Here is a 23,272-nt window from a genome sequence, read left to right as displayed (position 1 = left end):
CGATCCCAAGTGCAGCCCCGCTTACCAATGATTACAACTGAGCCAATGCCACACCAGGCGCCACGCCCATCCACCTGCAGCCGATCATCCATGGACAGCCTTCAGAAAGAAAAGGCGACCCGCATTCGGATCGACAACATCCGTGCGGGCCGCCTTGCCGTTGAGAAAAACAACGACGTCACTGTTCAGCCATGACGCTCCAGCAACACCTTGCTCCACAGGGTGAAGGCCACGGAGGGCGTCCATGCCGGGTTTGAAGTGTGCTCTTGAAGGCAGAGATAGTGATTGCCCTCGTAGCTCACTCCGTCATCCCGGAGATAGCGTTGACTGCTACTCCACTCAGGAAAGCTCGGATCGACGGCGCCACCCGCGGTCCTGACACTCAGGCTGCGACTGGGCAACGATTCACGACCCTGAGTATCAGTGGCCGTGACGAAGTAACTGTACTGGGTATCGGCACTCAGCCCCTTGTCTTCGAAGCCCAGGGAAGTCGCCTGGCCCACCGCATTGCCATCGCGATACAGGGTGTAGAACTCCACCGGGCGCACACCACTGGAGGCGCCCCAGCTCAAGGTGACACTGCTACGAGTGGCTCCCAGCACCTGCAGGTTGCCAGGTGCTCCGGGACGCTCGGGCTCTGCGCCATCGCCATGGATCAACGGCGCATAACGGTTGCGGAACTCCCAGTTGTACGGCACGCCTTGCCGACTGACTCCGGCATCCCAGTTCACCGACCAGGTCATCAAGCCCTTGATGGCATGACCAGCATTCTGCAGCCGCTTGAACGCATTACTCACAGCCGCGGGATCGATGACATAGCCCGTGGCCGCGGCATCGACGTTGCTGGGCAAGCCGATTGCCAGCTTGTCCGCCGCAATCCGGGTGTAACCGCGAGAGCCCGAAGCCAGGCTGTCGGTCAGGTAGAACAGGAAGTCCTCCTTCATCTGATCATTGTTCTGGGCAATCCAGGCGCCCTGCCCGCCATTAGCCTCCGGCACCCAGAGTCCATCGCCACCCTGGTTGTAGTATTGCGGCGCGACAAAGTCGTAGTAGCCCTCCAGGGCTTGCAGGTAAGCCACGTACTTGCCATTGCTGGTCAGGTACGGAAACTCCGGCGCCATGCTGATGATGAAATGCTTGCCCTGACCGGCATAGTGATCCTTCACCAGCTTCAAGGCTGCCGGCAACACACTCTTGTTGTCGGCATAGTCGATTGCACTCTGCTCCAGATCGATATCCAGGCCATCGAAGCCGTAAGTCTCCACCAGACGGATGATTTCGTTGGCCAAAGGCTGCTCGTCGCCCTTGCGCAACTCAATATGCGCATCGGCACCACCCAGGGAAATCAGCACGACGCGCCCCTGGCTGTTGAGCACACCGACCTGACGCCGGAACTCGGCGTCCGAGAGGTTGTAGGGCTTGAAGGTGGGAATGCCGTTGCCCTTCATGAAGGCCACCGCCACCACGTTGTACTCCTTGGGGACATCCAGCAGGCTCAGATTGGCAAATTGCCCCTGCTGATAACCGTCGGCAGAACCGGCGGCCCAGTTATGCCAGAAGCCCATGAGGATCTTCTTGCCGGCAATGCTCGGCATCATGGCGGCCGCATCGGCAGCTTGACTCTTGTTTAATGCAAAATCGATTTTATTCACGCTCTAATCCTTCAGAACTGTTAAAGGGGGCTGCACGACCGAGACTTACTTGAAGTCCAGATCGAAGGCCTGATAAAATCCGTTTCCGGTATTGGCGACAACCCACACCAGCACCACAACATGGTGGCCTTTCTTGTTTTTTGGCAGCACAACTTCATGATTAGTCTTGGCCTTCAATACCGAGCCAAACTTGTCGAATGGAACTTCGGTATAAAAATCCTGATAAAAAGCCTGAGGTTCCAGTTGTGCGCGGCTGATGCGTTGCTTCGGGTCCCAACCATCTTTAGTGATGAACCAGCTGTAGCCACGAGTGACGTGGGGCGCGGTGTACTCCCATTGCACCCGGAACACCTGACCGGGGTCCACATTGAGCAGCGGCCAGCTGAAGGCACGATTGATTTTCTTCGACATTTCCTCGTTGGTGAAGTTGATGCAGTCGCGCTCATCCACCTTGCCACCACTGAGAATGTGGCCATCTGCGGGAGGTACCGCGCTCCCGACATCGCTGTCGTAAGGTTTCGGGAAAGGCCCGGCGGTCAGAGCCGGAAAGTTTTTCCCGCCTTCCATCTCATTCACCTGCCAGGTTCCCAGCAATCCCAGCTCTACAGCAACCGCACCACGACTGGAAGGCGAAACAACGCGACCATGTTTAACTTGAGCTTGTGGCTTGTTCATATCTTTCACTCCATTGATTAAGTAAGTCTTGCTCCTTGTTGAGCACCTTTAACTTAGCGCACTTTTCTCGATTTTTTTCACCACATCACAAACTAACCATCCAGAACAATTTACACAATTCAGCGCCAGCCCTATTAAACACTAGACTTCTTTGTTTGAACTGACACTTTAAAGAGTCAATGTATTACACGCTTTTCTACACTAAAACTCATACTTTCTGCCGAGAGAAAATATCAAGCCATACAACTTGCGTTGAAAACACGGCACCCAGAAACAACAAAACCCGGCGATTGCCGGGTTTGCTGACAGAAAGGCTGAACGCCTACACCTGAAGCGCTGTCTGGGCTTACAGACAGGTCGCCAACGCGGCCAATCGACGCTTCGAAACAGAGCTGTCCTCGATCGCGTAATAGTGGACAGCGGTGCCCGAGGGCTCGGCCTTGATATCCACGAAGACTTCAGCTGCACGGGTATACACCGTATATCCGCCTACCTTGCCAGCTTGCAGGTAGGCAGCCGCATCCACACCAAAGACCGCCTCATCCTGCCAGGCGAACTGTACGCATTGCGCCACCAGCTGATCGGCCTTGGCCGAGGTCAGGGTCTTGTTGGGCGTTCTTGTCCGGGCATCGTCCATGGTGGAACTTGCACAGCCGGCCAACAACACCGCAACCATCACCGCCATCAAAACCCGCATGCTGCCACCTCGTCCATAAAACGCGAGAGTATCGCTCACACGGCGGAGAAAAGGCGTTTGAGCAGAAAAAAAGAAGCCACAATGCCAATTGCCTTTTGTTTACAAACCCCATTGCAAGGCCTCAGGCAAAGGATTAACCTTCGCGCCCCTTCCCACACTTTTGCCAAGGAGATCCACCATGCAACAGCTGATCACCCCTTGCAGGACGTGCCTGGTTTAAACGCTGTATCCGCTACCCGTTAGCGCCTTCGCTTAACCCCGCTCCGTCCTGCCACTACCTGAATATTTTTTTCCAATCAGGAATTGGACATGGACACTTGCATCCGTCATTTGTCGAATGGCGTCTCTCTTATCGCCTCCGACACCACCTGGATCGAAGACAAAGCGCTCCAGCAACTGCACACCACCGCCCAACTACCCGGCATGCGCCAGGTCGTCGGCATGCCTGACCTGCACCCAGGCCGAGGCTACCCGGTGGGTGCAGCATTTTTTTCCACTGAGGTGGCCTATCCGGCACTGGTGGGCAACGACATCGGCTGCGGCATGGCGCTGTGGCAAACCGACCTCTCCAGCAGCCGCCTCAATCTGGACAAGCTGGAAAAGAAAATCGGCAATATCGATCTCCCTCTGGATGAACAGTGGGATGAAGAACGTGCCCAGCTGGGCCTGCCCCTCACCGGTCACGAGCACTCACTGGGCACCATTGGCGGCGGCAATCACTTCGCCGAGTTGCAACAGCTCGATCAGGTGTACGACACCGCAGCCCTGCTGGCTCTGGAACTGAATCCGAAAGCCTTGTTGCTGCTGGTGCATAGCGGCTCTCGCGGCCTGGGAGAGGCCATACTGCGGCGCCATGTGGATCAGCACGGGCACAACGGCCTGGAGATGACCAGCGCCGCTGGCGCCCAGTACTTGCAAGAGCATGATGAGGCCCTGCGCTTCGCCGAAGCCAACCGACGACTGATTGCCGAACGCCTGCTGCACAACCTGCGAGCCAAGGGGCACGCCGCTCTGGACATCAACCACAACCTGGTGTCCCCGGCGAATATCGATGGCGTCGAGGGCTGGCTGCATCGCAAGGGCGCCACACCATCGGACCAGGGTCCAGTGGTCATTCCGGGCTCCCGCGGTGACTACAGCTACCTGGTACAGCCCACTCCGACGCCTGTCAGCCTGTTCTCCCTGGCCCACGGCGCCGGACGCAAATGGCTGCGCAGCGACTGCAAGGGCCGGCTGGCGACCCGATTCAGTTTCGACCAGCTCAAGCGCACGCAACTGGGCAGCCGAGTGATCTGCGAAGACCGCGGATTGATGTACGAGGAAGCGCCCGAAGCCTACAAGAGCATCGACAGCGTAGTGGGCAGCCTACGGGACGCCGGCCTGGTAAAGGTCATCGCCCGGCTCAAGCCGGTACTGACTTACAAACGCCGGGGGTGCTGCTGATGCTGCTGTTACAGCTGTCCTCTGCCCAGGGGCCTGCCGAGTGCGAGCTGGCGGTGACCAAGGCCTTGCGCCTCCTGTATCGCGAAGCCGAGGCACAAGGCGTACGTACCAGCCTGGTCGAGCAGGTACCCGGCCAAACCCGGGACACCCACAAGTCGGTCCTGATCAGCCTTGATGGCGAACAGGCTGCAAGACTGGCTGAACGCTGGACAGGCACCCTGCTCTGGACCTGCAAAAGCCCGTGTCGCCCTGGACACAAACGCAAGAACTGGTATTTCGCCGGGCAACTGTTCAAGGCTCCACAAGACAGCATGGACGGCGAAATCCGCTTTGAAGCCATGCGTGCATCAGGTCCGGGCGGACAACACGTGAACACCACCGACTCCGCAGTGCGTGCCACGCACCTGGCAACTGGAATCAGCGTGAAAGTGCAGTCCGAACGCAGTCAGCACGACAACAAGCGCGTTGCTCGCCTGCTGATCCAGCAGCGCCTGGCGGATCGGCAACAGCAATCCGAGGAAGCACTGCGTCTGCAACGCCGCGACGCCCATCACCGAGTGGAGCGCGGCAACCCGGTACGCCGTTTCAACGGCAACGCGTTCATAGCCCAAGACTGACCCCCGGCACGGGAGCCGGCCATCACGACGGCTCCCTGCACCAGAAGTTGGCGAGCTTCGCCTGCGCAAACAGGGAACCGCACGTAAAAAATCCTCAACCCGCTCGCCAACAGGACCGCCACCCACAAAAAGAACCGTGGACGGCAACGACCAGGACAATTGAAGACACGGAGTAAAAACCTTGATTAACAGCTATTTTGAAAGCCCCCTTCAAAGGCATCCCCTTGATCAGCAAGTAACCCACCCGGATATCCAGGTGGGCCGCTACAGCTACTACTCAGGCTACTAGCGCGATCACAGCTTCAATGACTGCGCAAACTACCTTCTTCATGATGAAGGCGCTGACCAACTGATTATCGGCAGCTTCTGCTCAATTGGCTCAGGGGCGGCATTCATAATGCCCGGCAACCAAGGGCATAGGAACGAGCGGATCAGCACCTTCCCCTTCTATTGGATGTCCGAGGAGCCTGCGTTCACAGGCGCGCAAAACGGCTACGAAGCCGCTGGGGACACGGTGATCGGCAATGATGTCTGGATGGGTTCCGAAGCCGTTGTCATGCCCGGCATCAAAATCGGAGACGGTGCAGTGATAGGCACCCGCGACCTGGTGACACGAGATGTCGAACCTTAGGCAATCGTCGGCGGCAGTCCTTTCAAGACGATCCGTAAACGCTTCGACAAACGTAGCATCGAGAGGCTTCTGGCGATGCAGTGGAGGCACTGGAGGCACTGGAGCGACGACCAGTTAAAAGCGGTAATGCAACTGATGACCAGTAGCAATATCGCGGCGTTGTTTCAGCACTGGAAGGAGTTCGTTCGAGCGCCCTGACCCGACATCCCCAAGCAGCCCGCTCACTCCGGCCGCCATCAGGACAAGAAGCGCCATGCGGAAAAACAGAGATCGCACCGAAGTTCTGAAGAGCGCCTCGCAATACAATTAAAACGCCCAAAGCAAAAAGGGGCTCACCTTTCGGTGAACCCCTTCTAGACCGCCCAGCAGAGCGGATTTTGTTTGGTAGGCGCGATTGGACTCGAACCAACGACCCCCACCATGTCAAGGTGGTGCTCTAACCAACTGAGCTACGTGCCTGCTGTGAGGCGGCATTCTACGGAATTCCAAAGGGGTGTCAACACCTTTTTTGCAGCTAAGCCTATGAATATGCGAATTTTTTAATTTCGCGGCCACGAAGAAGTTTTTCTTCCTGTCTGGTAGCGGATTTTCAACTCAGGTAGCATCGACGCACTCGTAAAATATATTAAACACATGAGGTCGCAGGATGGCGAACATTCCCTACCCACAGTCTTATTACGCTGCTTCCGCCAATGCGGCCCCGGAACGCGCACAGTTGCAAGATGAGGTTGAAACCGACGTCTGCGTGATAGGCGCAGGTTACACGGGCCTGTCCAGCGCCCTGTTTCTTCTGGAAAACGGCTTCCGGGTGACCGTGCTCGAGGCCGCCAAGGTCGGCTTCGGTGCATCCGGGCGCAATGGCGGGCAGATCGTCAACAGCTACAGTCGCGACATCGATGTAATCGAACGCACTGTCGGCCCCAAGCAAGCACAACTGCTGGGTCAGATGGCATTCGAGGGCGGCCGTATCATCCGCGAGCGCGTCGCCAAGTATCAGATCCAGTGCGATCTGAAAGACGGGGGCGTGTTTGCCGCACTGACCAACAAGCAAATGGGTCACCTGGAGTCGCAAAAGCGTCTCTGGGAGCGCTACGGCCACACTCAGCTGGAGTTACTGGACGAGCGGCGGATTCGTGAAGTCGTGGCCTGCGACCAGTACAAGGGCGGCATGCTCGATATGAGTGGCGGCCACATCCACCCGCTGAACCTGGCCCTGGGTGAAGCGGCTGCCGTGGAATCCCTGGGCGGGACCATTTACGAACAATCCCCAGCGCTACGCATCGAGCGCGGCGCCAGCCCCGTGGTACATACCCCGCAGGGTAAAGTCCGCGCCAAGTTCATCATCGTCGCCGGCAACGCCTACCTGGGCAACCTGATTCCGGAGCTGGCAGCCAAATCCATGCCGTGCGGCACCCAGGTGATCACTACCGAACCCTTGGGCGATGAGCTGGCAGCCAGCCTGCTGCCCCAGGACTACTGCGTCGAGGACTGCAACTACCTGCTGGACTATTACCGCCTCTCCGGCGACAAGCGCCTGATCTTCGGCGGCGGAGTAGTGTATGGCGCCCGTGACCCGGCCAATATCGAAGCGATCATCCGGCCGAAGATGCTCAAGGCCTTCCCGCAGCTGCAAAACGTGAAGATCGACTACGCCTGGACCGGCAACTTCCTGCTAACCCTGTCACGCCTGCCACAGGTTGGCCGTCTGGGAGACAACATCTACTACTCCCAGGGCTGCAGTGGACACGGCGTGACCTATACCCACCTGGCGGGCAAGGTCCTGGCAGAGGCCCTAAGAGGCCAGGCAGAGCGTTTTGACGCCTTCGCCGATCTACCCCACTACCCTTTCCCTGGAGGCCAATTGCTACGCACTCCATTCACTGCACTAGGAGCCTGGTACTACAGCCTACGAGACAAGTTCGGCCTCTGATAAACGGCCTTTCTGACACCATAAAAAACCGCCCAACAGGCGGTTTTTTTATGCTCGGACATTTCCACTCAAATTGCACAACTGCGCCATGCTTATTGCAAAAACAAAAAACCCCGGTCTTTCGACCAGGGTCTTTGCTATCTATGCGAATCAAGCCTTTGGCTTTCTTCGTTGCTTCAAGGCGTTCAGTGGTCCTTGAAACTGATATGGCGCAGCGGACGGGACTCGAACCCGCGACCCCCGGCGTGACAGGCCGGTATTCTAACCGACTGAACTACCGCTGCGTATCGCTTGGACTTGCGTCCATGTGAACCGTTTAAATCGTCTGACTAAAAAGCTTTTGGACTTTTCAATCTCAAACCAGGTCAACCTGATCTGGAAAATATGGCGCAGCGGACGGGACTCGAACCCGCGACCCCCGGCGTGACAGGCCGGTATTCTAACCGACTGAACTACCGCTGCGCGTCGGTTGGAGGCTTCCCTGGAAGCTTCCGCCTTTCTCTCGAAAGACTCTCAGCAATGGTGGGTGATGACGGGATCGAACCGCCGACCCTCTGCTTGTAAGGCAGATGCTCTCCCGGCTGAGCTAATCACCCTTTGCTTCGCTGAGGCCGCGAAATTTACGCAGGTACCGAAGCTAAGTCAATAGCAGGCTTGAAGTTTTTTTCAGAAACAGCTGCAAGCGACACACTGCGAGGCTCAGGCAAAAGCCAAGACCGCATCATCCCTGATAAATCATTTTCTTGGTCATGCCGCCGTCCACCACGAACTCTTGACCAGTAACGAATCCCGAGTTGCGCGACAGCAGCCAAGCCACCATCGCTGCCACGTCCTCAACCGCCCCCACCCTGCCCGCTGGATGCTGGGCGTGATCAGCATCAGACAAAGGCTCGGCACGTCGCACCGCTGGATCACGAGCGTCGATCCAGCCAGGACTCACGGCGTTGACCCGAATTTCCGGCCCCAGGCTAATTGCCAGGGCGTGAGTCAAGGCCAGCAAACCACCCTTGCTCGCCGCATAGGCCTCACTGTCGGGCTCCGATTGCCGAGCACGAGTAGAAGCCAGGTTGACGATAGAACCGCCATGGGCACGCAGATAAGGCGCGCAATGCTTGGCCAGCAGCATAGGCCCGCCAAGATTCACCGCCAGCACCCGATTCCAGTAGGCCAGGTCCAGGCTTTCCAAGGTGATGTTGTGCGGATCGGCCACCGCAGCATTGCAGACCAGGGCGTCCAGGCGCCCGAACTGCCCCAGCACCTCGGCAACCCCTTGAGCCACCTGCTGCTCATCCGCCACGTCCATGGTGATGAACCAGGCATTCTCACCCAGCACCTTGGAAACCTTGGAACCGCGCTCCCGATCCAGATCGGTCAGCACCACTTGCCAGCCTTCACTGATCAGCCATGCAGCGATCCCCAGGCCAATGCCCCGCGCCGCGCCGGTGACCAGCGCAACACGACCATTAACGCCACCCTGAGGCGTGGACAACTCGATCACAAGGCTGCCAGACCGCGAGCCAGGTCGGCCTGCAGGTCAGCCACATCCTCCAGCCCCACCGCAATGCGGATCAGACTGTCACGAATACCCGCAGCCTCACGCTCCTGAGGCGCCAGACGCCCGTGGGAAGTGGTGCTCGGATGGGTAATAGTGGTTTTGCTGTCGCCCAGGTTGGCAGTGATCGAAATCAGCCGAGTGGCATCGATAAAGCGCCAGGCGCCCTCTTTACCGCCCTTGACCTCAAAGCTCACCACCGCACCGAAACCACGCTGCTGGCGCTTGGCCAGCTCGTGCTGCGGATGACTGGCAAGACCTGCATAGTGCACCTTCTCGACACCGTCCTGCTGCTCCAGCCATTGCGCCAGGGCCAGGGCATTGGAGCAGTGGGCACGCATCCGCAAGCTCAGAGTCTCCAGCCCCTTGAGGAAAATCCAAGCATTGAACGGACTCAGGGTCGGCCCTGCAGTACGCAGGAAACCCACCACTTCTTTCATTTGTTCGCTGCGGCCGGCCACCACACCGCCCATACAACGGCCCTGACCGTCAATGAACTTGGTCGCCGAATGCACCACCACATCCGCGCCAAGCTTCAGCGGCTGCTGCAACGCAGGGGTACAGAAACAGTTGTCGACCACCAGCATCGCACCCTTGGCATGAGCTACCTCGGCCAGTGCGGCGATGTCCACCAACTCGGCCAAGGGATTGGATGGCGACTCGACAAACAGCAATTTGGTGTTGCTCTTGATTGCCGCATCCCAGCCGGACAGGTCCGCCAGGGGTACGTAATCAACCTCAACACCAAAACGCCTGAAGTACTTCTCGAACAAGCTGATGGTCGAGCCGAATACACTGCGCGACACCAGCACGTGGTCTCCAGCACTGCAAAGACTCATCACCACCGAAAGAATGGCCGCCATGCCAGTGGCCGTGGCGACTGCCTGCTCCGCACCTTCCAGCGCCGCGATTCGTTCTTCGAACGAGCGCACCGTCGGATTGGTGTAGCGCGAATAGACGTTACCAGGAACCTCGCCGGCGAACCGCGCAGCCGCATCGGCGGCTGTACGGAACACATAGCTGGAGGTAAAGAACATTGGATCACCGTGCTCGCCTTCCGGCGAGCGGTGTTGGCCGGCGCGCACCGCCAGGGTATCGAACGCTACGCCTTCAAGGTCGCTGTCCAGCCGACCGGCATCCCAATCCTGACTCATGCCGCCTACTCCTAATGTCTTCTTAAATGCTCTGGATCAGTTGTTGTACAGATCGATGATGGCGCTGACTGCCTGAGTCTTGGCCTTGGAAGCATCATTACGAGCGTCCTCGATCTTGTTCAGATAGGCCTCATCCACATCGCCAGTGACGTACTTGCCATCAAACACGGCGCAATCGAAGCTCTCGATCTTGATCTTGCCACCACCGACCGCTTCGATCAGGTCTGGCAAGTCTTGATAGATCAGCCAGTCGGCACCGATCAGGTCCGCCACATCCTGGGTCGAACGATTGTGGGCAATCAGTTCATGGGCGCTTGGCATGTCGATGCCGTACACGTTCGGATAGCGTACAGCAGGGGCCGCCGAGCAGAAGTAGACGTTTTTCGCGCCGGCTTCACGGGCCATCTGGATGATCTGCTTGCAGGTGGTGCCACGGACGATGGAGTCATCCACCAGCATCACGTTCTTGCCGCGGAATTCCAGCTCAATTGCATTGAGTTTCTGACGCACGGATTTCTTCCGCGCCGCCTGCCCCGGCATGATGAAGGTGCGACCGATATAGCGGTTCTTGACGAAACCTTCGCGGAACTTGACGCCCAGATGGTTGGCCAACTCCAACGCCGCGGTACGACTGGTGTCCGGAATCGGGATCACCACATCAATATCGTGCTCCGGACGCTCGCGCAGGATCTTCTCGGCCAACTTCTCGCCCATACGCAGACGCGCCTTGTACACCGAGACACCATCAATGATCGAGTCAGGACGAGCCAGATAAACGTGCTCGAAGATGCACGGAGTCAGCTGCGGGTTGGTGGCGCACTGGCGGGTGTAGAGTTTGCCTTCTTCAGTGATGTAGACCGCCTCGCCCGGAGCCAGGTCGCGAATCAGGGTGAAGCCCAGCACGTCCAGGGAAACGCTTTCCGAGGCAATCATGTACTCCACGCCTTCGTCGGTATGACGCTGGCCGAAGACGATCGGACGGATACCGTGTGGATCACGGAAACCGACGATGCCGTAACCGGTGATCATGGCCACCACTGCGTAACCACCGACACAGCGGTTGTGCACGTCAGTCACCGCAGCAAACACGTCTTCCTCGGTAGGCTGCAGCTTGCCGCGCTGGGCCAGCTCGTGAGCGAACACGTTGAGCAGCACTTCGGAGTCGGAGTTGGTGTTGACGTGGCGCAGATCGGACTCATAGATCTCTTTGGCCAACTGCTCGACATTGGTCAGGTTGCCGTTGTGCGCCAGGGTGATGCCGTACGGCGAGTTGACGTAGAACGGCTGAGCCTCGGCCGAAGTCGAACTGCCCGCAGTCGGGTAACGCACATGGCCAATACCCATGTGACCGACCAGACGCTGCATATGCCGCTGCTGGAACACATCACGAACCAGGCCATTGTCCTTGCGCAGGAATAACCGGCCATCATGGCTGGTCACGATACCGGCAGCGTCCTGGCCGCGGTGCTGGAGGACGGTTAGCGCGTCATACAGCGCCTGATTGACGTTCGACTTACCGACGATACCGACGATGCCACACATGCGACGCAACCCCTACTTAATGAAACTGAACTGAACACATCTTACTGAGGCGTTTTGGCCGGTAAGAGGTGCTCCTTGAACGGCATTTCAGCGGGTACGCTGATACCGCTGGCCAGCCACTGACTGCTCCACCCCAGAATGAGGTTCTTGGACCAGTCTGCAACCAATAGAAATTGTGGCACCAGTCGCGACTGTTGCCACCAGGAATCCTGCTGAACCGGCCCCAGGCTCAAGAGCCCGACGGCCACGACCACCAGCAACGCGCCACGCGCCGCGCCGAAGGCCATGCCGAGAAATCGATCGGTTCCGGAGAGACCGGTGACACGAATCAATTCGCCGATGAGATAGTTGACCATTGCCCCCACCAGCAAGGTGGCGACAAACATGATTGCGCAGCCCGCGATCACGCGAGCCGAAGGAGTTTCGATATAACCGCCGAGGTACTCGGACAGTGAGCCACCAAACATCCAGGCAACGACTCCTGCGATGATCCAGGTAAGCAACGACAAGGCTTCTTTGACGAAACCGCGGCTCAAGCTGATCAAAGCGGAGATGGCGATTATTGCAATGATCGCCCAGTCAACCCAGGTAAATGGCACAGTGCAGCCTACAGACGGATAAGGCGGCGCATTTTAACAGAGCGCTTGGCTGTCGGTAAGCTGCGATTCACTGTGCTTTTGAAATCAGCCAGATAGCCTCAGCCACGCTCCGGCTGGAAGCGCACCACAAACCCCTTGAGGTTGTGCTGACGACCCAACAGGTCACGCAGACGATCAGCCTCGGCCCGCTCGATCAACGGCCCGACAAACACCCGATTCTTGCCTTCAGCAGAACGGATATATGCGTTATAGCCCTGGCTGCGCAGGGTTTTCTGCAGGTTTTCCGCACTTTCACGGCTCGACAGGCTGGCCAACTGCACCGACCAGCTGATGGACAGACCATTGGCATCGATCCGACTCTGACTGGTATCAGGCTTGGCTACGGCAATCGGCTGGGCTGGGGCCGGCACAGGGGCAGGCTTAGGCGCTGGCGCCGGCTTGCTGGCCACTACAGGTGCTGGCGCAACCGCTGGCGCACTCGGAGCAATCGACATCGACGGTGCAACCTGCTGCACCACGGACTCCTCGACAGGCACCGGTTCCTGGGGCAATACCTGGGACTCAGGCACCACCACCGGCTCAACCTGAACCTGAGGCATGGTCGAGGCCTGTGGCGCCGGCGGCGCTTCAACCGTTACGTGGCGCTGCTCATCCTCTCGCGAGAACAGCATCGGCAGAAAAATCACCGCCAAAGCCACCAACACCAGCGCTCCAACCATTCGCTGCTTGTAGACCTTATCCAGCATTGCCATGTGCAGCTTCCTCCGTGGAGCGCCGGGCGAGCCACTCAAGCGCCTCGGCAACACAATAAAAAGATCCGAACAGCAGAATTTCGTCATCTGCAGTCGCTTGCGCACATTGCGCGTCCAACGCCGCTGCGACACTGGCATAAGACGCTACCGAAGCACCAAGGTTCTCCAAGGCGGCCTGCAGATCCTCAACAGGACGCGCCCGAGGCGAATCCAGTGGAGCCACCGCCCAGTGCTGGACCGAGGCCTGCAAACTGCCGACAACTCCCGACAGATCCTTGTCTGCCAGCAGGCCGAATACCGCCAGGCGCTTGCCGGCTACGGGTCGACGCGCCAGGCGCTCAGCCAGATACTGCGCGGCATGGGGATTGTGCCCCACATCCAGCAGCAGGTTCAGACGCTTGCCCTGCCACTCGATCTGCCGACGATCCAGACGGCCGGTCACCCGGGTCCGCTGCAGAGCTGCACCGATCAGCTCAGGCTGCCAGGGCAACCCGGTAAGCAGGTAGGCCTGCAACGCCAACGCCGCGTTTTCCATGGGCAAATCGAGCAGCGGCAGATCCCGCAACTCAACCTGATTGCCCCGGGCATCCAGACCACGCCATTGCCAATATTCTTCGGTGAGCCCGAGGTCGAAATCTCGCCCCCGGAGAAAAAGCGGACAACCCAGCTCTCGCGCCTTGTCCAGCAAAGGCTGCGGCGGATTCAGGTCGCCACACAGAGCTGGAGCGCCGGCACGGAAGATTCCAGCCTTCTCGAAAGCCACGGACTCCCGGGAATCCCCCAGGTACTCGATATGATCGACACCAATGCTGGTGACCAATGCCAGGTCGGCATCCACCAGATTGACCGCATCCAGACGCCCACCCAGCCCCACTTCCAGGACTACGGCATCCAGGGCCGCGCGCTGGAACAGCCAGAACGCCGCCAGGGTGCCCATCTCGAAATAGGTCAGGGAAACATCACCACGCCCCGCCTCTACCGCAACAAAGGCCTCGCACAGTTGCTGATCAGTGGCCTCAACGCCATTGATCTGCACCCGTTCGTTGTAGCGCAGCAGGTGCGGCGAGCTGTAGACCCCAACCTGCAGGCCCTGAGCCCGCAACAGGGAAGCGACAAAGGCACAAGTAGAGCCCTTGCCATTGGTACCCGTGACTGTGATGACCCGAGGCGCCGGCTTGCCCAGCCCCATCCGGGCCACTACCTGCTGCGAGCGCTCAAGCCCCATATCGATGGCCGAAGGGTGCAACTGCTCAAGGTAGGCGAGCCAATCGCCCAGGGTACGCTGGGTCATAGGTTTGCTGGAGCCGGCGGAACCACGATCGGTTCAACGGGAGCAGCCACGAATTCAGGCGTCGGCAGCCCCATGAGCTGGGCCAGCAGATTACCCAGGCGCGGACGCAGCTCCTGACGGGAGATGATCATGTCGATGGCACCGTGCTCCAGAAGGAATTCGCTGCGCTGGAAGCCTTCCGGCAGTTTTTCCCGCACGGTCTGCTCGATCACTCGCGGCCCCGCGAAGCCCACCAGGGCTTTAGGCTCGGCGACGATTACATCACCCAACATCGCCAGACTGGCGGAAACACCACCGTAGACCGGGTCGGTCAGCACGGAGACGAATGGAATACCTTCTTCACGCAGGCGCGCCAGCACGGCGGAGGTCTTGGCCATCTGCATCAGGGAGATCAGCGCCTCCTGCATCCGCGCACCACCGGAGGCGGAGAAGCAGATCATTGGGCAACGGTTTTCCAGAGCGTAGTTGGCCGCGCGGACAAAGCGTTCGCCAACGATGGCGCCCATGGACCCGCCCATGAAGGAGAACTCAAAGGCCGAGACCACGACCGGCATGCCTAGCAGAGTGCCACTCATGGAGATCAGAGCGTCCTTCTCGCCCGTCTGCTTCTGCGCTGCTGTCAGACGGTCCTTGTACTTCTTGCCGTCACGGAATTTCAGACGGTCAACCGGCTCCAGGTCAGCGCCCAGCTCGGCACGACCTTCGGCGTCGAGGAAAATATCGATCCGGGCGCGAGCACCGATGCGCATGTGGTGATTGCACTTGGGGCAAACATCCAGGGTCTTTTCCAGCTCCGGACGATAAAGCACCGCCTCGCAGGACGGACACTTGTGCCAAAGACCTTCGGGCACCGAGCTTTTCTTCACCTCGGAACGCATGATCGAAGGGATCAGTTTGTCTACTAACCAGTTGCTCATGCTTTCTTTCTCCAGTACCGGCGGCCCGAACGCTCTGGTTCGCAACCCCGCGTATGCCCTTGAGCTAAATTCATGTGTGCGGCGATGATCACTTCGCTACCGCGGTCAGCACCGGGCTCGACCTGCCTGCAATGAAGCGCCCCTCAGCCATCCCGACAACCCGCAATAGAGCGGTTGCCACTCGATTCCGACCCCGCCTTAAGGCGGCGCCTGCCTGTTTTGTACAGTGGTGTTATGGACGGCGGCAGACTGCCAGCCGTCACATCGACTCGTTGCTACGACGCACTGCCTGCATAAATGCCTGAATCTTTGCCGGGTCCTTGATGCCCTTGCTCTGCTCCACACCGCCACTGACGTCCACCGCGTAGGGGCGAACCCGAGTAATGGCCTCGGCGACGTTCTGCGCAGACAGCCCGCCAGCCAGGATGATCGGCTTGCTCAGCCCCTGAGGAACCAGGGACCAGTCAAAGGCCTCGCCAGTTCCCCCCGGCACACCCTCGACATAGGTATCCAGCAGAATTCCGCTGGCGCGCGGATAAGCCAGGCAGGCAGCAGCAACGTCATCCCCGGCCTTGACTCGCAGCGCCTTGATATAGGGACGGTGATAACCCTCGCAATCCGCTGCCGACTCATCGCCATGGAACTGCAGCAGGTCCAGCGGAACGGCATCGAGGATCTCCCCCAACTCGCAGCGACTGGCATTGACGAACAGCCCGACCGTCGTCACGAACGGCGGCAAGGCGGCGATGATCGCCCGCGCCTGCTGCACACTCACCGCCCGGGGACTCTTGGCATAGAACACCAGACCGATGGCATCGGCCCCCGCCGCCACCGCTGCCAACGCATCTTCTATGCGGGTAATACCGCAAATCTTGCTGCGAACAGCTGACATGTCGTTTGAACCTCGGGGGCAAATTCGGAAAGTTCCGGATGGTAGCAAATGCTTTTCCGGGCGTCAGCCGTCAAGTTCAGACCAACCGGTGAGGAAATGTGGCCCGATGTATCGCTCCGGCAACTGGAACTCATCCTTGTATTCCACCTGCACCAGATACAGGCCGAAAGGATGGGCGGTGACCCCGCCCGTGCGGCGAATCCGGCTCTCCAAGACCTCCCGCGCCCACTCCACCGGCCGCTCGCCCGCACCAATAGTCATCAAGACCCCGGCAATATTGCGCACCATGTGATGCAGGAAGGCACTGGCGCGAATGTCCAGGACAATCATCTTGCCGTGCCGGGTAACCCGCAGGTGGTGAATCTCCTTGATCGGTGACTTGGCCTGGCACTGACCGGCCCGGAACGCACTGAAATCATGGGTCCCCACCAGAAACGCGGCAGCCTGGGCCATCCGTTCGATATCCAGCGGCCGGTGATTCCAAGTGACCTCCTCATTGAGATGGGCCGGACGGATCTGATCGTTGTAGATCACATAGCGATAGCGCCGGGCAATCGCCTTGAACCGAGCATGAAAATGCGCTGGCATCTCACGAGCCCAACTGACACTGATGTCATGAGGCAGGTTGATATTGGCCCCCATGACCCAAGCCTTCATCGAGCGCACGGCCTGGGTATCGAAATGCACCACCTGACCACAGGCATGCACACCGGCATCGGTACGCCCCGCACAAGCCACCACCACGGGAGAATCCGCGACCCTGGACAAGGCCTTCTCCAGGGTTTCCTGGACGCTGGGCACACCAGAAGCCTGACGCTGCCAACCGCGATAGCGCGATCCCTTGTATTCAACACCCAGAGCGATGCGGGAAAAGCCTGCGGCCGCCATTTCGGCGGCCGGGTTATCTATATTTGCCAAGAACTTACAGCCTGCTGATATGCGCAAAGGCGCTCATTATAAGGCTGGCGGGAGCAGACGCCATGCACTGCCGCGGTTTAGTTGCAGATTGCTTCACCTCGACAACGATTGCATCAGCCGCCAGGTCATCGCTATATAGCAATCTACATAGCGGTAGAAAAACAAACACCCTGACCGAGAGCCGACGAATGATCGCAACCAACAAAGAAGCCGTGGGCCTGGCCTACAGCCTGGAAGGCATGCTCCACGCCAAGCGCATGACCTGGGAGGCCATCGCGCAAATGGCCAGGCGGATCAGACCCGGCATGCACGAATCCACCGCCAGGGAGATGGGCCTGCAAGTATTACAGGAGCTGGGCATGGAACGTATTTGGCACCCACTGCTGATTCGTTTTGGCGCCAACACCCTTAAGACCTTCAAGCAACGCTCCGACAGCGACCCCCAGCTGAATGAAAACGATCTGTTCTTCATTGACCTGGGAGTCGTCTGGGATCGCCACGAAGGCGATTGTGGAGCGACTTACGTCGTAGGTTGCGACGAGGAAATGCACGCCTGTGCCGCGGCCGCCAAGAGCCTGTTCGATCAGGTGCACGATCACTGGAAAACCCATCAAGTGGCCGGCGCCGAACTGTACCAATATGCCGAAGAACAGGCCCGCGCCATGGGCTGGATGCTCAACCTGGAGATCAAGGGGCATCGGGTCAGCGACTTCCCCCACGCCATCTATCGCGCTGGAGACCTGGGGGACTTCGCCGACTGCCCACAAGTGGGCCTGTGGATCCTGGAAATCCAGATCGCCCACCCCACTCGCCCCTTTGGCGCCTTCTACGAAGACCTGCTGGTCTGAATGACCGCCAAAAGCGCCACCAACAAAAACGGCAGCCTTATCGGCTGCCGTTCTGCTCAAGCATCGGGTTGTTTCAGGCCAGCCTTGCGAGCATTTCCTGCGCTTCGCTCTTCTGCCCTTCATTACCCTCGCTGAGCACTTCGCCCAGAATATCCCGCGCGCCGTCGTTGTCACCCATATCGATATAGGCCTGAGCCAGATCCAGCTTGGTGGCCACTTCATCGCTGCCGGCGAGGAAGTCGAAATCCGCTTCCTCAGGCGCAGCCGCAGCATCTTCAGCCGTGAAGCTTGGCGTAGCCGGCTCCGCCTGATCCAGACTCTGGGCCAGACGATCCAGTTCGGCGTTGACATCATCCAGTTCGGAGGCAAAGGCGTCCTTGGGCTCTGCCGCGGCATCCATTTCATCAGCCAGGGACAGATCGAAGTCCGCCGACAGATCCAAGTCATCCAGCGTGGACTCGGTGACGGTAGGCACATCGCCAGCCGGCAGATCCTTGAGATCGTCTTCCAGGCTCAACAGGAAGTCGTCGTCACTCTGGGTCGACGCCGGCAGGTCCGCTCCGAGATCAAGGTCGAAATCCCCCAGATCATCCAGGCTTTCCTGGGCCGCAGTCTGCTGCTCAAGAACCGAACCAAAGCTCAGGTCGTCGTCCAGAGGGAACTCCTCCAGCTCAACCTCAGGTTCGGACGCCACTACCGCTGGCGAAGCTGCCTCGAGGTCATCCAGGCTCAGATCGAAATCCGCGTCCAGACCTTCCACAGGCGCCGCGGGCTCAGGCTCATCCAGCAGCTCCTTGACATACTGAGCATCCAGTTCCGCAGCCACAGCCGCAGCAGCCAGCCCCGCTGTCGCCGCCACCGCCACCGCCACCATCGCCGGGAAACGGCTCTTGAGCTGCTCGACCTGAGCGTGGTTATCGCCATTGGCTACCAGCTGCCGCTCCTGAGCGACGAAGGCACTGCGATCCCCCTGATGCGCATACACTTCCATCAGCTTGAGGCGCAGATCACTGCTCTGCGGCTCGAGCTTGACCGCCTCTTCAAGAATGGCTGCCGCCTGATTCAGGCGACCACCATCGATATGGTTCTGCGCCTGTCCCAGCACATCGGTGGCTCGCTCAACCGGCGCCGCCGGAACTGGCGCCATCACCGGAGCTGGAGCTGGAGCTGGAGCTGGAGCTGGAGCTGGAGCAAGCTTGACGCTTGGTGGCGGGACTTCAAGGCCTTCGAAGCTACCTTCCGGAAGATCCAGTTCCTCGGCGAAGTCGCTATTTTCCTCGGACAACGCCCGCGCCATGCGCAGGTGCTTTTCCGCTTCCTGCTGAGCCTTGCGACGACGCGCCAGCAACAGCAACAGCAGCAACACCGCCACTATCGCACCGCCACCTACCAGCCCGAGAAGGATTGGATTGGTCAGCAGGTCGCCATACTTGTCTTCGTCAGCCTGGGCCGCTGGCACATCCGGAGCCGGATTGGCTGCTGGCTCACTGACTGGAGCTTGCGCAACCACTGGCGTCGCCGCAGGCGCCTCAGGTTTGGCCACCAGCTCAGCAGGCATCACCGCTGTTGGCTGAGCGACAGGGGCTGCACCTTCAGCCTGCAACTTGGCCAACTGGTTGTTCTTCAATTCGATCAGGCGCTGCAGCTTGTCCAGCTGACTCTGCAGATCCGCCATGCGCTCCTTGAGCTCAGCATTATCGCGACGGGTTGCATCCAGGCTTTCCTGAGTCACCGCCAGCTTGTTGTTCAGGGCCTTGCTATCACCCGCGACGCCCTTGCCACCAGCCTTGCCGCTGTCCGCAGAAACCAGGCTCAGGTTGTCCTTGGTGTTGACCTGCTTGGGCGCCTTTTCGGCACCCGCACGACGAGTCGCATCCACCTGCAGCTGGCTCCGTGCACCAGCGCGACGCCCCTGACGCCAGGCAGCATTCTGCGCAGCAACTTCGGCAATGGCCTTGGGCTGCGGCAACGCGGTGCTCTGCACCACGTCAGGCAGGCGCAGGACCCTGCCAGCTTTCAATCGATTGATGTTGCCGTCGATAAAGGCATCCGGGTTCAGCGCCTGGATCGCCAGCATGGTTTGCTGGATCGACGCGCCATTGCGATTCTTTGCGGCGATTTCCCACAGCGTGTCACGAGGCGCAGTTGTGTATTGCTCAGGCTTGCTGATTTTGTTGGCCCGAGTGACCGGGGCATTCACCGCCGGGCCACTGACCGGTGCCGCCTGTGCAGCAGCAGCGGTTTGCGGGGAAAACTTCGAAGGGTCCAGCAGCACGCTGTAATCGCGCAGCAGACGACCGTTGGGCCACATTACCTGGACCAGAAACTTGACCATCGGCTCCGACAACGGCTGGCTAGAGGTCACCCGCAGTACGCTCTTGCCGCCTGGATTGAGAACAGGAGTAAAACTCAGGTCATTGAGAAAGGCCTGACGATCGACGCCGGCCTTGGCGAACTCTTCTGCCGGGGCCAGGCTGGGCACCACTTCCGCAGCAGTAAGGTCCTTGATATCGAGCAATTCGATTTCTGCTACCAGAGGCTGGTTCAGACTCGACTTCAGGGTCAGCTCCCCGAGCCCAAGCGCCTGCGCCATACCGGAGGACAGCGCCGAGGCGGCCGCTATTGCTAACACCAGTTTGCGAACTTGAACCATAGCCTCATCCTTTGTTTGAACATTCCTCGGCCAGCGAGAAGGTTTTGTAGCGGCTGCCATAAGGCACTGCGCGGGATCATGAGCGACCGCCACGCGGGATTATTTACTGCATGCCCCGGGAGCACCTGACGGCCACTCACCTCCAGCAACTTGCCAAGCATAGCGCCCAGCTAGATTCATTCTGCAAATTGTTGCCAAGTATCTTTTACAGCAGGTCTTTTATCAACAATTCAGCCAGCTGCACAGCGTTCAAGGCCGCACCTTTGCGGACGTTGTCCGAAGTCAGCCACAGATTCAGTTCCGCCGAATCGTCGACGCCCCCACGAACCCGCCCCACATAGACTACGTCCTGGCCCACGGCGTCACCCACTGCGGTGGGATAATCACCGGCGTCCACCAGTTCCAGGCCGGGAGCCGCCTCCAGCGCCGCATTCACCGCCGCCAGATCGACGTCGGCACCTGACTGCAAAGTCACGCTATAGCTATCGCCAAAAAACACCGGTGCTTGAATGCAAGTGACAGAAATCTTTAATAAAGGCTGCCCCAGCACCTCCCGCAACTCTCTCACCAGACGCTTTTCCAACAGAGTGTGTCCCTGGGCATCTGGCGTACCGACCTGAGCCAGCAGATTGAAGGCTACTTGGCGGTCGAAGAAACGCGGCTCCAGCGGTCGCACATTCAGCAGTTCGGCGGTTTGCCGGGCCAGCTCGCTGACGGCCTCACGCCCCTGGCTGGAAATCGCCAGGCTGGCCGTCAGGTTGACCCGCTGGATATCCAGCACGCCCTGCAATGGCGCCAGCGCCACCGCCAGTGCCGTGGCCGCAGCACTGGGACTGCTCAGTTGCACCGGCTTCTTTAGACCAGCCAGCGCCTGGGCATTGGCCTCAGGCACGACATTGGGTGCCTGGGCCGACGGCAAGGCACCGGAGAGGTCGATCACGGCGCAATTGGCCGCTGTGGCTCGCGGAGCGAAGCTCAGGGTCACCGCAGGGCCCGCGGCGAAAAACGCCAACTGAACCTTGCCAAAGTCGAACTCGTCGACTTCTCGCACACGAACATTCTTGCCGCGAAACGGCACCGAGTGACCGGCCGACTCACTGCTGGCGAGCAGGTGCAGGTTGGCAACGGGGAAATCACGCTCTTCGAGAATCTGCACCAGGGTTTCGCCAACCGTGCCGGTGGCGCCGATAACAGCAATATCAAAGGACGGGGTCATGGTGCTACCTCAGGCGGAACGGGGGGAGCGGCACTTTACCCGGCACGGGGTGACGAGGCAATTCGCGGGGGAAAGTGCCGGTTGGGCTAAAGCACTCTTCGCGGGCGAGTCCGCTACATGAGCATGAAAAAGCCCGCGCCTTGTGCAAGGGGCGGGCTGTTTCAAACGCTTAGAGAATCAACGCTCCAGCAAGATCCGCAGCATGCGGCGCAGCGGTTCGGCTGCACCCCACAGCAACTGGTCGCCCACGGTGAAGGCACCGAGGAACTGCGAGCCCATGTTCAGCTTGCGCAGACGGCCAACCGGAATGTTCAGAGTGCCGGTGACCTTGGTCGGACTCAGCTCCTGCATGCTGATGTCGCGCTGGTTCGGCACCAGTTTGACCCAGGGATTGTGCTGGCTGATCAGCCCTTCGATATCGGCGATCGGCACATCCTTGTTGAGCTTGATGGTCAGCGCCTGGCTGTGGCAGCGCATCGCACCGATACGCACGCAAATGCCATCCACCGGGATCGGGCTCTTGAAGCGACCGAGGATCTTGTTGGTCTCGGCCTGGGCCTTCCACTCTTCACGGCTCTGGCCGTTAGGCAGTTCCTTGTCGATCCACGGGATCAGGCTGCCGGCCAGGGGCACGCCGAAGTTCTCGGTCGGATAGGCATCGCTGCGCATGGCTTCAGCCACTTTACGGTCGATGTCGAGGATGGCGCTGGCCGGATTGGCCAGGTCATCAGCGACAGCCGCGTGGGTCGCGCCCATTTGCTTGATCAGCTCGCGCATGTTCTGCGCGCCGGCGCCGGAGGCCGCCTGGTAGGTCATGGCGCTCATCCACTCCACCAGACCGGCTTCGAACAAGCCGCCCAGGCCCATCAGCATCAGGCTGACGGTGCAGTTGCCACCGATGTAGTTCTTGGTCCCGGCATCCAGTTGCTGGTCGATGACCTTGCGGTTCACCGGGTCAAGAATGATCACCGCATCATCCTGCATGCGCAGGCTGGAAGCGGCGTCGATCCAGTAACCCTGCCAGCCGGCTTCACGCAGCTTGGGGAAGACTTCGCTGGTGTAGTCGCCACCCTGGCAGGTCAGAATCACGTCGAGGGTTTTCAACTCTTCAATGTTGTAGGCGTCCTTCAGTGGAGCAATGTCCTTGCCCACCGACGGCCCCTGGCCACCGACATTGGAAGTGGTGAAAAACACCGGTTCAATAAGATCGAAGTCCTGCTCTTCAAGCATCCGCTGCATGAGCACGGAACCGACCATACCGCGCCAACCGATCAGACCTACACGTTTCATCGC

At 59.4% G+C, this 23,272-nt stretch carries 19 protein-coding genes, 4 tRNA genes and 1 pseudogene; 5 read left to right on the top strand and 19 right to left on the bottom strand.

What is annotated here, in order from left to right; translation table 11 throughout:
* Positions 1 to 185: 185 nt before the first annotated feature.
* From Q8O96_RS02355 to Q8O96_RS02345, 3 genes are all read right to left on the bottom strand, one after another.
* Positions 186 to 1,652 (bottom strand): carbohydrate-binding protein, encoded by a 1,467-nt coding sequence (locus Q8O96_RS02355; protein ID WP_371826152.1) that lies wholly within the window; start codon positions 1,650 to 1,652, stop codon positions 186 to 188.
* A gap of 45 nt (positions 1,653 to 1,697) precedes the next feature.
* Entirely contained in the window at positions 1,698 to 2,327 is a 630-nt protein-coding gene (locus Q8O96_RS02350) for a lytic polysaccharide monooxygenase auxiliary activity family 9 protein (protein WP_102863640.1), read from the bottom strand.
* 346 nt (positions 2,328 to 2,673) lie between these two features.
* Positions 2,674 to 3,024 (bottom strand): hypothetical protein, encoded by a 351-nt coding sequence (locus Q8O96_RS02345; RefSeq protein WP_102882495.1) that lies wholly within the window; start codon positions 3,022 to 3,024, stop codon positions 2,674 to 2,676.
* Between the two features lie 309 nt (positions 3,025 to 3,333).
* Here Q8O96_RS02345 and Q8O96_RS02340 point away from each other — a divergent pair, with 309 nt between their 5' ends.
* The 3 genes and pseudogenes from Q8O96_RS02340 (at position 3,334) to Q8O96_RS02330 (ending at position 5,913) form a co-directional block, all read left to right on the top strand.
* The gene (locus Q8O96_RS02340; protein WP_250330803.1) at positions 3,334 to 4,467 is read left to right on the top strand and encodes an RNA ligase RtcB family protein; all 1,134 of its coding nucleotides are present in this window, start codon (positions 3,334 to 3,336) and stop codon (positions 4,465 to 4,467) included.
* Positions 4,467 to 5,084, top strand: coding sequence for a peptide chain release factor H (gene prfH / locus Q8O96_RS02335; RefSeq protein WP_221808759.1), 618 nt, complete (start codon positions 4,467 to 4,469; stop codon positions 5,082 to 5,084). The genes Q8O96_RS02340 and prfH overlap by 1 nt, the downstream gene beginning before the upstream one ends.
* A gap of 184 nt (positions 5,085 to 5,268) precedes the next feature.
* Positions 5,269 to 5,913, top strand: a pseudogene (locus Q8O96_RS02330) (CatB-related O-acetyltransferase).
* Positions 5,914 to 6,097: 184 nt separating this feature from the next.
* Here the strand turns inward: Q8O96_RS02330 and Q8O96_RS02325 are convergent.
* A tRNA-Val gene (locus tag Q8O96_RS02325) sits at positions 6,098 to 6,174 on the bottom strand.
* A 187-nt stretch (positions 6,175 to 6,361) separates the two neighbouring features.
* Between Q8O96_RS02325 and Q8O96_RS02320 the strand changes: the two genes are divergently transcribed.
* Entirely contained in the window at positions 6,362 to 7,645 is a 1,284-nt protein-coding gene (locus Q8O96_RS02320; protein ID WP_207167348.1) for an FAD-binding oxidoreductase, read from the top strand.
* Positions 7,646 to 7,852: 207 nt separating this feature from the next.
* Here the strand turns inward: Q8O96_RS02320 and Q8O96_RS02315 are convergent.
* From Q8O96_RS02315 to truA, 12 genes are all read right to left on the bottom strand, one after another.
* Positions 7,853 to 7,929: transfer RNA gene (locus tag Q8O96_RS02315), tRNA-Asp, on the bottom strand.
* Positions 7,930 to 8,030: 101 nt separating this feature from the next.
* Positions 8,031 to 8,107 (bottom strand) — tRNA-Asp (locus Q8O96_RS02310).
* Between the two features lie 58 nt (positions 8,108 to 8,165).
* Positions 8,166 to 8,241, bottom strand: a tRNA-Val gene (locus tag Q8O96_RS02305).
* 125 nt (positions 8,242 to 8,366) lie between these two features.
* On the bottom strand, positions 8,367 to 9,143 hold the full coding sequence (locus Q8O96_RS02300; protein WP_102882498.1) for an SDR family oxidoreductase: 777 nt from the start codon (positions 9,141 to 9,143) through the stop codon (positions 8,367 to 8,369).
* Positions 9,140 to 10,351 carry an O-succinylhomoserine sulfhydrylase gene (locus tag Q8O96_RS02295; RefSeq protein ID WP_102863647.1) on the bottom strand — a complete coding sequence of 404 codons (1,212 nt, stop codon included), beginning with the start codon at positions 10,349 to 10,351 and terminating at the stop codon, positions 9,140 to 9,142. The genes Q8O96_RS02300 and Q8O96_RS02295 overlap by 4 nt, the downstream gene beginning before the upstream one ends.
* 36 nt (positions 10,352 to 10,387) lie before the next feature.
* Complete coding sequence (purF, locus tag Q8O96_RS02290) at positions 10,388 to 11,893, bottom strand: amidophosphoribosyltransferase (RefSeq protein ID WP_102863649.1); 1,506 nt, start codon at positions 11,891 to 11,893, stop codon at positions 10,388 to 10,390.
* A gap of 41 nt (positions 11,894 to 11,934) precedes the next feature.
* Positions 11,935 to 12,492: a CvpA family protein gene (locus Q8O96_RS02285; RefSeq protein WP_305948278.1), complete on the bottom strand. Its 558-nt coding sequence runs from the start codon at positions 12,490 to 12,492 to the stop codon at positions 11,935 to 11,937.
* A 98-nt stretch (positions 12,493 to 12,590) separates the two neighbouring features.
* Complete coding sequence (locus Q8O96_RS02280; protein WP_305948277.1) at positions 12,591 to 13,244, bottom strand: SPOR domain-containing protein; 654 nt, start codon at positions 13,242 to 13,244, stop codon at positions 12,591 to 12,593.
* Positions 13,228 to 14,535: a bifunctional tetrahydrofolate synthase/dihydrofolate synthase gene (gene folC / locus Q8O96_RS02275; RefSeq protein WP_170002259.1), complete on the bottom strand. Its 1,308-nt coding sequence runs from the start codon at positions 14,533 to 14,535 to the stop codon at positions 13,228 to 13,230. The genes Q8O96_RS02280 and folC overlap by 17 nt, the downstream gene beginning before the upstream one ends.
* Entirely contained in the window at positions 14,532 to 15,452 is a 921-nt protein-coding gene (gene accD, locus Q8O96_RS02270) for an acetyl-CoA carboxylase, carboxyltransferase subunit beta (RefSeq protein WP_060838410.1), read from the bottom strand. Before accD ends, folC begins: the two co-directional genes overlap by 4 nt.
* Before the next feature lie 259 nt (positions 15,453 to 15,711).
* Entirely contained in the window at positions 15,712 to 16,344 is a 633-nt protein-coding gene (locus Q8O96_RS02265; protein WP_102863655.1) for a phosphoribosylanthranilate isomerase, read from the bottom strand.
* Between the two features lie 63 nt (positions 16,345 to 16,407).
* A complete protein-coding gene (truA, locus tag Q8O96_RS02260) occupies positions 16,408 to 17,232 on the bottom strand; it encodes a tRNA pseudouridine(38-40) synthase TruA (RefSeq protein WP_102863657.1) in 825 nt (274 codons plus the stop codon).
* Positions 17,233 to 17,450: 218 nt separating this feature from the next.
* On the opposite strand from truA, the gene Q8O96_RS02255 reads away from it, so the two are divergent.
* Entirely contained in the window at positions 17,451 to 18,110 is a 660-nt protein-coding gene (locus tag Q8O96_RS02255; RefSeq protein ID WP_102863659.1) for a M24 family metallopeptidase, read from the top strand.
* 73 nt (positions 18,111 to 18,183) lie between these two features.
* Here Q8O96_RS02255 and Q8O96_RS02250 read toward each other — a convergent pair whose 3' ends face one another.
* From Q8O96_RS02250 to asd, 3 genes are all read right to left on the bottom strand, one after another.
* Positions 18,184 to 20,763, bottom strand: coding sequence for a FimV/HubP family polar landmark protein (locus Q8O96_RS02250; RefSeq protein ID WP_305948276.1), 2,580 nt, complete (start codon positions 20,761 to 20,763; stop codon positions 18,184 to 18,186).
* 205 nt (positions 20,764 to 20,968) lie between these two features.
* Positions 20,969 to 21,979 (bottom strand): aspartate-semialdehyde dehydrogenase, encoded by a 1,011-nt coding sequence (locus tag Q8O96_RS02245; protein WP_102863662.1) that lies wholly within the window; start codon positions 21,977 to 21,979, stop codon positions 20,969 to 20,971.
* A 177-nt stretch (positions 21,980 to 22,156) separates the two neighbouring features.
* A complete protein-coding gene (gene asd / locus Q8O96_RS02240) occupies positions 22,157 to 23,269 on the bottom strand; it encodes an aspartate-semialdehyde dehydrogenase (RefSeq protein WP_102863663.1) in 1,113 nt (370 codons plus the stop codon).
* Positions 23,270 to 23,272: the final 3 nt, after the last annotated feature.

It is taken from the genome of Pseudomonas sp. LPH60, from assembly GCF_030718165.1.
Classification (GTDB): domain Bacteria; phylum Pseudomonadota; class Gammaproteobacteria; order Pseudomonadales; family Pseudomonadaceae; genus Aquipseudomonas; species Aquipseudomonas danubii.
Note: the sequence above shows the minus strand (reverse complement) of the source record. Positions and strands in the feature narration are given on the sequence as shown.